Origin of the sequence: Halorubrum sp. SD683 (assembly GCF_002135045.1) — an archaeon.
GTDB classification, from domain to species: domain Archaea; phylum Halobacteriota; class Halobacteria; order Halobacteriales; family Haloferacaceae; genus Halorubrum; species Halorubrum ezzemoulense.
In genome coordinates this window covers 1-10122 of sequence record NZ_NEWJ01000084.1, presented here as the reverse complement: position 1 = coordinate 10122, position 10122 = coordinate 1, and the positions used below count along the sequence as shown (strand labels likewise).

The following is a 10122-nucleotide window of genomic DNA, read 5'->3' as shown; positions in this document are numbered from 1 at the left end:
GTGTATAAGTGTGCCGCGGACGTTCGCAGTTCGCAGGACCGCCCCGCCGTCGCCGACCGCCACGTCTCCGGCCGGACGCGGACCGGCAGTACCCGGCCCGACGACTTTTGCGCCCGGACGCCGAACACTCCCCCGTGAAGGCACGCCATATCGACCACGTCAACCTCCGCATCCCGGAAGGCGGTGCCGACGCGGCCCGCGAGTTCTACGGCGAGGCGCTCGGCTTCGGCATCGAGGACGCGCTGTACGCGGCCGGAGAGAAGCCCATCTTCGACGTGCGGCTCTCCGCGACCGCGGTGATCCACCTGTGGCCGACCGCCGAGTTCGAGCGGCCGGCGAGGACGAACTACGACCACGTCGCGGTCGTCGTCGAGGAGTCGGTCGAGGAGATCGAAGCGGAGCTGGCCGACGCCGGCGTCGAGGTCGAAAATCGGCTCGACTCCCCGCTCGGCGCGACCGGCGAGGCCGGCGCGGTGTACGTCAGGGACCCGTTCGGCTACCGAGTGGAGCTGAAAGCGCGGGTGTGAGCCGCTGGAGCCCGGCGGCGCGTTCGCCGGTGCGGTCATCGCCGCGAGGGGCCGGGCGCCTCGGATCTCGGGGAACTGGCGGCGACGGGCAACGCGGCCGGCGCGGCCGCGGTGTCGACGGTCTGGTCGTTCGACTCCGACGCCGTCGCGGCGGAAGCAGGTCCGTGACCGACGTGTCGGGGAGTTGACGGGGCGGCGCCACGGATCCCATCGGCTCGTCCCGGGCGTCGTCTGAGGAAGAGACTTAGGTGGGTAGGCGGTCTGACCTGCGGTATGGTCTCACGTATCCTCGTCCCGATGGACGACTCCGACCACTCGGTGGAGGCCCTCGCGTACGCGCTCGACAGCTTTCCGGAGGCCGACGTCACCGTGTTACACGTCGTCGGTGTCCCTTCCTCGATGTTCGGCGAAGCGACGGACCTCGCCCTTGCGGACGACATCGACGAGGCCGCCGCCGAACGCGCCGAGCCCGCCTTCGAGCGGGCGCGCGCGGCGGCCGCCGAGCGGGGGCGAGAGATAGACACGGTCGTGGGTATCGGCCACCCGGCCCGGAACATCATCAATCGGGCGGGCGACTACGACACGGTCGTGATCGGCGCTCACGGGGCGGACCGCCGCCGCATGACGCGCCGGTTCCTCGTGGGGAACGTGGCCGAAACGGTCGCCAGGCGGTCGCCGGTCCCGGTCACGATCGTTCGGTGACCAGAGCGGCTCCGTCGAACGTTACCATGGCGACGGCGGTGTCCGCGATCAGCGCGAGCAGATACCCCGTGGTTCGTGGCGACGACGATACGACGCGCGACCGCACGCGCAGTCCGGGGTCGTCGTACGTGCCGACCCCGAGCGCCGCGAGCCGCCGCCGCGCCTGGTCGACCGCCGTCACCACGAGCACGAACCACAGCGCGGCCGCGAGCCCGAACCGGACGAACGAGGACGGCAGACTTAGGGCCGCGTCGCCCGACGTCGCGACGACCGCCGGGGTCACGCGAATGACGACGATGTAGAACAGGAGGTAGCCGAGACATGCCTCAACCGGCCCGTGCGGGGGGAACCGCGATCCCCGCCGAGCAACCCTCGCCCCGACGCGGCGGTTTAAGACCCCCGAGCGACAGGGTCGGGTATGAGCGAACAGCAGTCGAGATCGGACGACGGCGAGCGGCGTCGTCGCCGGGAGGACGCGGACCGATTCGCCGGGACGAAAGACGAGGACCTGCCGAGCCGCGAGGTGACAGAGGGCCCGGACAAGGCGCCGCACCGCGCCATGTTCCGCGCGATGGGGTTCGACGACGAGGACCTCTCGTCGCCGATCGTCGGCGTGCCGAACCCGGCCGCCGACATCACGCCGTGTAACGTCCACCTCGACGACGTGGCGGACGCCGCGCTCGACGGCATCGACGCGGCGGGGGGGATGCCGATCGAGTTCGGCACGATCACCATCTCCGACGCCATCTCGATGGGGACGGAGGGGATGAAGGCGAGCCTGATCTCGCGGGAGGTGATCGCCGACTCCGTCGAGCTCGTCTCCTTCGGCGAGCGCATGGACGCCCTCGTGACGGTCGCGGGCTGCGACAAGAACCTCCCCGGGATGATGATGGCCGCGATCCGGACGGACCTCCCCAGCGTCTTCCTCTACGGCGGCTCGATCATGCCCGGGCAACACGACGGCCGCGACGTGACGATCGTCCAGGTGTTCGAGGGCGTCGGCACGTACGCGCAGGGCGACATGGACGCCGACGAACTCGACGAGTTAGAGCGGCACGCCTGCCCCGGCGCGGGCTCCTGTGGCGGGATGTTCACCGCGAACACGATGGCGTCGCTGTCGGAGGCGCTCGGGCTGGCGCCGCTCGGATCGGCCTCGCCGCCGGCGGAGGACGAGGAGCGCTACGCGGTCGCCGAGCGCGCCGGCGAGCTGGCGATGGACTGTATCGAGAACGACCGCCGCCCCTCCGACATCCTCTCGCGCGAGTCGTTCGAGAACGCGATCGCGGCCCAGACCGCGATGGGCGGCTCGACGAACGCGGTCCTCCACCTGCTCGCGCTCGCGGGCGAGGCCGACGTCGACCTCTCTATCGAGGACTTCGACGAGATCTCCCGGCGCACGCCGAAGATCGCGAACCTCCAGCCCGGCGGGAGCCGCGTCATGAACGACCTCCACGAGGTCGGCGGCGTGCCGGTCGTGCTCCGCCGCCTACTTGAGGCCGACCTGCTCCACGGCGACGCGATGACCGTGACGGGCCGGACGCTCGCCGAGGAGATCGCGGCCCTGGAGGAGCGCGGCGAACTCCCGGCCGACGACGATATCGAGGCCGACTTCCTCTACCCCGTCGAGGACCCGAAGGAGGAGGAGGGCGCCATCAAGATCCTCGACGGCAACCTCGCGCCGGACGGCTCGGTGCTGAAGGTGACTGGCGACGACGAGTTCTACCACGAGGGCCCCGCCCGCGTGTTCGAGAACGAGGAGGACGCGATGGAGTACGTCCAGTCGGGGGCGATCGAGTCCGGCGACGTGATCGTCATCCGCAACGAGGGGCCCCGCGGCGGCCCCGGCATGCGCGAGATGCTCGGCGTCACCGCCGCCGTCGTCGGCGCGGGCCACGAGGACGACGTGGCGCTGCTCACCGACGGCCGCTTCTCGGGCGGCACCCGCGGTCCGATGATCGGCCACGTCGCGCCCGAGGCCGCCGTCGGCGGTCCGATCGGGCTCATCGAGGACGGCGACCACGTCACGGTCGACATCCCCGAGCGCGACCTGACCGTGGACCTCTCCGACGAGGAGCTCGACGAGCGCCGCGAGGCGTGGGACGCGCCCGAACCGCCCTACGAGGGCGGCATCCTCGCGAAGTACGGCCGCGACTTCGCCTCGGCCGCGGAGGGCGCGGTGACGAACCCGCGGCTCACGCGGGACTGAACAGGCGGTTCGCGCGCCGTCAGGCGACGCCCGGAACGAGGACGAAGAACCCGTAGGCCAGCAGGGTCGACACGGACGGGCCGATGATCCACATCGAGATGTACTTCAGCACCGCTCGGGGGTTGAACAGGTCGCCGGCCTCCAACACCGCCTCCGGTTCCGCCTCGCCGATCGGCGCCGACCGCTCCTCTCCGTCCTCCGAAACGGTTATGGCGCCGGGGACGATCTTGTTGTCCCCGGTGTTCCGGGTGACCGCCTCCTGAACGGTGACCGGCCGCGTCGCGCGTCCCCACCCGATGCCGACGATCGTCATCACCGTGCCCATAACGAGGCTGATCGGGATCCCGAGGTACGAGAGGACCGTCGTGATCGTCGAGGCCGTCGTCATCACGAAGAGGGCCGCGAGCAGGGGGATGTCGCTCAGTTCGCCGCCGACCGACTCCATCGTGCGGCGGGCGATCGTGAAGCCGCCGAGTCCGATCGCGAGCGTGGCGATCCCGATAGCGGTGTTTTCCGGAAGCCCTCCGACGCCGCTGACCAGCGGCGCGGCGGCGTTCGGTACGTTGCTCGCGCCGGCGCTGAACGACATGTAACAGCCGATGAGGAGGACGACGACCGTGCTGATGAGCTCCGTCACCGTCGTGTTCGGGCCGAGTTCCGGCTTCGGTACCCCGCCCTCCCGGTCGAGTCGCAGCAGCGGGCCGGGGGACTTCTCGATGTGGACCCGCCGGCTCACCGCCGGGTAGACGTACCGACCGATCACGACGCCGACCCAGAACCCGATGATCGGGGTCACGATCCACCACGAGATGATCCGCGAGACCGTCGCGTAGTCGAGCGTGTCGGTCGCCAGTCCGAGGCCGGCGATCGCTCCGACGGTCGTCATCGAGGTCGGCACGGGGACCCCGAAGATGTTCGCGATGAGGATCCCGAGTCCGATGAAGAACAACACGGCGACACCCGCCGAGAGCGAGAGCTCCGTCGTGATGATCCCGCCGCTCAGCGTGTCCATCACGTTTCGCCCCACGGTCCAGCCGCCGAGGAAGACGAACGCCGTCATGAGTCCCGCGGCGGTCGTCTTCTTCAGGATGCCGGCCCCGACGGGAGGTCCCCACGCGATGCCGGTCGAGGAGCCGCCGATATTGAAGCCGACGAACGCCGACGCGACGACCCCGACCGCCAGGAGCGTTTCCACCATCGAATCGTGGTACCGCCATACGAGGCATATAAGTGTCGTAATCGGTCACGATTTGGGCTCGAAACTGACGGCGTTGCGGCCGCGGTTCCGGTGCGGCCGCCGGTCCGGCGTCAGCGGGACTCGCCGCCGTCGGTCTGCGCGGTCTTGACCGACTCGGCGCGCCAGACGTTGCTCCGACGCCCCGCGCGGGAGAGTTCCATCTTCACGACCGACCCTACCGGCAGGTCGGCGACGCGCTCGCGGGCGTCCTCGTCGGCGTAGTCGACGACGTGGAACGTCTCGTTGCGTGGATGGGCACGTACAGTGGTACAATCGTGATCGTTCTGTGCGGAAATGACGGTGTACGCGTTTGATTGAGACATCTTATCTCGTTATTCTTGGACATCCTATTTCAAGTCTCCGTATATTCACTACGGACGTGAGGCAGGTCGTAATACGGATATAAGGTGTTGAAGCGCCAAGTCGGTCGGACGAATTGCCGGGGATAACTGGGCAGACGACACACCGAGACCGGGCGGGAGGCGCTCGTCGAGAGCGCTCGCGAATCAGCATACCTATTTCCGGCCGCGGCGAAGCCCGCTCATGGACCGAGGCGACGGGCCCGAGGGCGAGACGACCGCTGGCGGCGAGGCGGGCCGCAGCGATGGCACGACCGGCGAGCGCGCGACGGACGCGAACACCGACGGCGTGGCGCTGTTCGTCGACGGCCCGAACGTGTTGCGCGAGGAGTTCGACGTGGACCTCGACGACGTGCGGCTGGCCGCCGAGGCCGAGGGCCCGCTGGTGACGACCCGGCTCTACCTCGACGAGCACGCGACGCCGGGGCTGATTCAGGCCGCGGAGGCCCGCGGTTTCGAGGTCGTGATCACGAGCGGCGACGTGGACGTGAAGCTCGCGGTCGACGCCGCGCGGTTCGCGGCCGAGAACCGAATGGACACCCTCGCGATCGCCTCGCGCGACACGGACTTCAAGCCGGTCGTCGAGACCGCCAACGGCTACGGAATCCGGACGCTCGCCATCGCGCCCGGGGAGTTCGGGCGCTCGGACGCGCTCCGCAACGCCGCCAACGGTTCCGTGACGCTCGACGGCGACGAGAGCGACGCCGCCGGGAGCGACGACGACGAGACGGACGCCGGATCGCCCTCGACGCGATAGCGGTCGGGCGACGCCGGCGGCCGCGTATAGCTGAACGCCGACCTCGCGGTTCGCTCGGGGCTCCCCGCGGTCGCCCCTCCCTCACCGCTACCTCCCACGCGCTCCTCGCGCCGGCCGCACCGAATTGTATAAAAGACGGCTACCGGCGGTCGCGAGCTTTCATGAGAGAATCGCTCCCGCCGAGACAACTCACCGCCGCCGTCCCCGACCGAGCCGTCCCAAGAGCAGCGCGCCGAGTCCGCCGGCCAGTCCCGTGAGACCGACGAGGACCACTCCGGTCGCGACCCCGCCGTACCGCGCGGCCGCCGCGTCGATCGCCACCCGTGTCCAGCCGAGGTTCGGCACCGCGAACAGCGCCTTGCCGGCGATCCACTCCTCGGGGACGACCGGGGCGATGCCCGCGCTCTGGTCGTACAGCCCGTTCGCGTCCCCGCGCGTGACGTACCCGTCGTACGGCGCCGGACAGGTTGAGAGCTCCCCGCAGTCGCCTGAGAGCAGGTCCGGGTCGGCCCGCTCCGTCCAGTCCTCGCCCGCCTCCACGGGGAACGCCAAGCGGTGGAACACCGGGCGACCCCCGGCGCCCGGAACGGCGTAAACGACCACGTCTCCCGGTCCGCCGAGCCGCGTCGGCGCGTCCGCGTCGGCGGCGCTCGAGAGGTCGCCCCACGGCGTTCGGTCGGCGGCCGTGACGACGACGAGGTCGCCGCGCTCGACGCCGGGAGTCATGCTGCCGCTCTCGACCGCGACGAACGGCGGCCACGTGCCCATGACGGCGCCGAGCAGGACCGCGACGAGGAGGACGGCGACCGCGGGCGCCACCGCGGCGGCGGTGTCGGGACGGGAACTGCTCACGGTCGGGAGACGGCACGGCGACCGCTTGAGGCTGTCGCTCGAGGTGGTCGGGGCCATGCGGCCGGGCCCGCCGCGGACGCGCGGACCGCCGCTGTCACAACACCTTAGGCTCGCCCGGGAGAGGGTGCGCGTATGACCGACCGTCTCCCTCCGCTCCACGACGCCCACGACGCGCGCGGTGCGAAGTTCACCGACTTCGGCGGCTGGCAGATGCCCGTCGAGTTCGACTCGATCCGGACCGAACACGCGGCGGTCCGCGAGTCGGTCGGCGTCTTCGATGTCTCCCACATGGGCGAGATCGAGGTGGCCGGCCCGGACGCGACCGAACTGATGAACCGACTCACGACCAACGACGTGCGCGCGCTCGACCCCGGGGACTCCCAGTACGCCGCGATCACGAACGGGGAGGGCGTGATGCTCGACGACACGGTCGTCTACCGGCTCCCCGACGGGACTCCGGCCGGGGAAGGGGCGGCGTCGCTCGCGGCGTTGGAGAGCGACCACGGCGGCGACCTCGACGCGCCGAGCGGCGACCCGGCGTACCTCTTCGTACCGAACGCGGGCCACGACGGACAGATGGCCGACCGCTGGACCGCGCACCGCGACGAGTGGGGGCTCGACGCGACCGTCGCGAACGCCACGGGGGACTGGGCGATGCTCGCGGTCCAGGGCCCCGACGCGGCCGACGCCCTCGACCAGGCCACGCCCCGCGACCGCGTCGTCGACCTCTCGAAGTTCGAGGCGGCGGTGGCGGCGGTGGCGGGGGTCGAGAGCTGGGTCGCACGCACCGGTTACACCGGCGAGGACGGCTTCGAGGTGATGTGCCCGGCCGCCGACGCCGGCGCCGTCTGGGAGGCGTTCGTCGACGCGCCCCCCGAGGCGCAGCCGTGCGGCCTCGGCGCGCGCGACACGCTCCGCACCGAGATGGGGTTCCTGCTGTCCGGACAGGACTTCGATCCCGAGGGTGAGCCCCGGACCCCGTACGAGGCGCGGATCGGCTTCGTCGTGAAGCTCGACACGGAGTTCGTCGGCCGCGACGCGCTGGAGGTCCAGAAGGAGCAGGGCGTCGACGAGAAGTTCGTCGGCGTCAGGCTCTCGGAGCGCGGCGTGCCCCGCGGCGGGTACGCGGTCACCGACGGCGACCTCACCAGAGTCGGGAAGCTCACCTCCGGGACGATGAGCCCGACGCTCGACGAGCCGATCGGGCTGGGGTACCTCCACGAGTCGTACGCCGACGCCGGCACCGAGGTGAGCGTCGTCGTGCGCGGCGACGAGAAGCGCGCCGAAGTCGTGGTCCCGCCGTTCCTCGACCGCTGAGGTGATCCGCGGCGGCCTCCCGGGCCGCGGCTACGCGTCGACCGTCTCCTTCCGTTTGTCGACCACTTTCACGTCCGCGATCCGCGTGTCGGGGTACTGGCCGTCGCCGTCCTTCTCCGCGGCCTTCACCATGTCCCAGACGGTGTTGAGCCCGGTCGTGACGCCCTCCAGCGCCTCCATCTCACAGCCCGTCTTGCCGGTGGTCTCGACCGCGACCGTCAGCTCGATCCGGTCGTCGCCGACCGCGAACTCGGCGTCGACGTTCGTGATCGGGATCTGGTGGCACATCGGGATCGTCTCCCAGGTGTGTTTCACCGCCTGAACGGCGCCGATCCGGGCGGTCGCGAGCACGTCGCCCTTCTCGACCGCGTCGGCCTCGACCGCCGCGATCGTCCCCGGCGTCAGCCGGATCTCCCCGCGGGCGACCGCTCGCCGGCTGCTGTCGGGCTTCGCGCCAACGTCGACCATCTGGACGTCGCCGGCGTCGTCGGTGTGTGTCAGGTCGTCCGGGCTGCCGTCGCCTCCGTTGCTCCCGTCGCCGGACCGGACCGCGTCCTCCTCACTCATCACGCATCGCCTCCGGCAGCCGATCGGGTAAGTCCGTCGCCACCAACCCCGCGCCGTTCGCCTCCGCGGCCGCGTCGCCGGCCCGGCCGACGGCGTACGCGCCGACCGCGGCCGCCCGGAACGGCTCCGTCACGGCCGCCAGCGCGCCGACCGTCCCCGCGAGCACGTCGCCCGTCCCGCCGACCGTCATGCCGGGGTTCCCGGTGCGGTTGAGCCGTGTCTCGTCGCCGTCGGCGACCACGTCGACAGCGCCCTTCACGAGCAGCGTGTGGCCCAGCCCGCCCGCGAACTCGTCGACCAGTTCCGCGCGCTCGTCCGGGTCTGACGCCCTCTCTCCGCCCATGTCGACGAGTTCGCCCTGGTGCGGCGTACAGATCAGGTCGGCGTCGGTGTCGACCTCGGGGACGACCCGGAGCGCGTCGGCGTCGACGACGCCGCGTCCGTCGTAGCCCGTCAGGAACTCGCGGACGAACTCTCGAGCCCCGTCGCCGTCGCCGAGGCCCGGGCCGAGGACAGTGACATCGCTTTCGGCCGCGAGCGACGCGACCCGGTCGACGTGGGCGGGCTCGACGCGGTCGCCGGGCAGCGCGCGGACGATGAGGTTCGGCGAGAACCCCTGGACCGCGCCGGCGACCGACTCGGGGCACGCCACGCGGACGAGGTCGGCGCCCGCGCGGAGCGCGGCCAGCGCGGACAGCGTCGGCGCCCCGGTGTACGGTCCGCCCCCGACCACCAGCACCTCGCCGTTGTCCCCCTTGTGCGAGTCCGGATCGCGGTCGAGCCCGAGGAGATCGCCGGGGCCGGTGAACCGCTCCGCGGCGGCCGGGATCCCGATGTCCGCGACCGTGACGGCGGCGGCGTCGAGTCCGGGCTTCTCGTCGTGGAACGTCACCACGCGGTCGGCGTCGACGGCGACTGGGTCGGCCGGACCGTCGGTCGCCGCCTCGCCGGTCGGTTCGCCGGTGTCGGCGTCGATCCCGGAGGGCACGTCGACCGCGATCACCGTCGCGTCGGTCGCGTTGATCGCCGCGGCGGCGGTCCGTTCCGGCTCGCGGAGGCCGCCGGAGACCCCAGAGCCGAGCATCGCGTCGACGACGACGTCCGGGCCGTCGCCGTCGGGAGCGGCGAGGGAGAAGTCGCGGGAGTCGGTGACCGTCTCGGTCGTGATCTCCGTCGCTTCAAGCGCCGCCCAGTTCTCCCGCGCGATGTCGGTCCGGATCGTCGCGGGGCGTCCGAGCAGGTGGACCGTCACGTCGTACCGCTTCAGGAACCGCGCCGCGACGAGGGCGTCGCCGCCGTTGTTCCCGCGGCCGCAGACGAGCGCGACGGCGGCACCCGGGTCCGCGACGGCCCGCACTTCGCGGGCGACGGCGTTACCGGACGACTCCATCAGCTGTTTGCGCGGGACGCCGAGCGCGGCCGCGTTGGCGTCGACGGCCGCCATGCGATCGGTCGTGATCATGCTCGGCGGTTCGAGCGCCCGGAGATTAAGCGGCCGGGGTCAGAGCCACCTCGACAGCGCTGCGCCCGCCGCGCTTCGGAAATGAAAATGTTGAAGCGGTCAGGTGGAGAACTCGGCGAATAACTGTGGCATCGGT

General features: G+C 71.3%; 11 protein-coding genes. 5 read left to right on the top strand and 6 right to left on the bottom strand.

Going from position 1 to position 10122, the window contains the following annotated elements; genetic code table 11:
- Positions 1-134 precede the first annotated feature (134 nt).
- Entirely contained in the window at positions 135-527 is a 393-nt protein-coding gene (locus B9G49_RS14385; protein WP_086216834.1) for a VOC family protein, read from the top strand.
- Between the two features lie 273 nt (positions 528-800).
- Positions 801-1229, top strand: coding sequence for a universal stress protein (locus B9G49_RS14380; protein ID WP_049929548.1), 429 nt, complete (start codon positions 801-803; stop codon positions 1227-1229).
- Here B9G49_RS14380 and B9G49_RS14375 read toward each other — a convergent pair.
- Positions 1213-1512 carry a hypothetical protein gene (locus tag B9G49_RS14375; protein ID WP_086216833.1) on the bottom strand — a complete coding sequence of 100 codons (300 nt, stop codon included), beginning with the start codon at positions 1510-1512 and terminating at the stop codon, positions 1213-1215. The two genes, B9G49_RS14380 and B9G49_RS14375, sit on opposite strands and share 17 nt — an antisense overlap.
- A gap of 135 nt (positions 1513-1647) precedes the next feature.
- Here B9G49_RS14375 and ilvD point away from each other — a divergent pair, with 135 nt between their 5' ends.
- Positions 1648-3435, top strand: coding sequence for a dihydroxy-acid dehydratase (gene ilvD, locus B9G49_RS14370; RefSeq protein WP_086216832.1), 1788 nt, complete (start codon positions 1648-1650; stop codon positions 3433-3435).
- 19 nt (positions 3436-3454) lie between these two features.
- Here ilvD and B9G49_RS14365 read toward each other — a convergent pair whose 3' ends face one another.
- Both B9G49_RS14365 and B9G49_RS14360 read right to left on the bottom strand, forming a co-directional pair.
- Positions 3455-4633, bottom strand: a complete 1179-nt coding sequence (locus tag B9G49_RS14365; RefSeq protein ID WP_086216831.1) for an inorganic phosphate transporter — start codon at positions 4631-4633, stop codon at positions 3455-3457.
- Positions 4634-4743: 110 nt separating this feature from the next.
- A complete protein-coding gene (locus B9G49_RS14360; RefSeq protein WP_049929544.1) occupies positions 4744-4995 on the bottom strand; it encodes a hypothetical protein in 252 nt (83 codons plus the stop codon).
- Between the two features lie 220 nt (positions 4996-5215).
- On the opposite strand from B9G49_RS14360, the gene B9G49_RS14355 reads away from it, so the two are divergent.
- Complete coding sequence (locus B9G49_RS14355; RefSeq protein ID WP_086216830.1) at positions 5216-5788, top strand: NYN domain-containing protein; 573 nt, start codon at positions 5216-5218, stop codon at positions 5786-5788.
- 189 nt (positions 5789-5977) lie between these two features.
- On the opposite strand, the gene B9G49_RS14350 is transcribed toward B9G49_RS14355, so the two are convergent.
- Positions 5978-6640, bottom strand: coding sequence for a S26 family signal peptidase (locus tag B9G49_RS14350; RefSeq protein ID WP_086216829.1), 663 nt, complete (start codon positions 6638-6640; stop codon positions 5978-5980).
- Positions 6641-6772: 132 nt separating this feature from the next.
- Between B9G49_RS14350 and B9G49_RS14345 the strand changes: the two genes are divergently transcribed.
- Positions 6773-7957, top strand: a complete 1185-nt coding sequence (locus B9G49_RS14345; RefSeq protein ID WP_086216828.1) for a glycine cleavage system aminomethyltransferase GcvT — start codon at positions 6773-6775, stop codon at positions 7955-7957.
- 30 nt (positions 7958-7987) lie between these two features.
- Here the strand turns inward: B9G49_RS14345 and moaC are convergent, their stop codons facing one another.
- Together moaC and B9G49_RS14335 are read right to left on the bottom strand one after the other, a co-directional pair.
- On the bottom strand, positions 7988-8524 hold the full coding sequence (gene moaC / locus B9G49_RS14340; protein ID WP_086216827.1) for a cyclic pyranopterin monophosphate synthase MoaC: 537 nt from the start codon (positions 8522-8524) through the stop codon (positions 7988-7990).
- Positions 8517-9986 (bottom strand): NAD(P)H-hydrate dehydratase, encoded by a 1470-nt coding sequence (locus B9G49_RS14335; protein ID WP_086216826.1) that lies wholly within the window; start codon positions 9984-9986, stop codon positions 8517-8519. Before B9G49_RS14335 ends, moaC begins: the two co-directional genes overlap by 8 nt.
- Between the last annotated feature and the right edge of the window lie 136 nt (positions 9987-10122).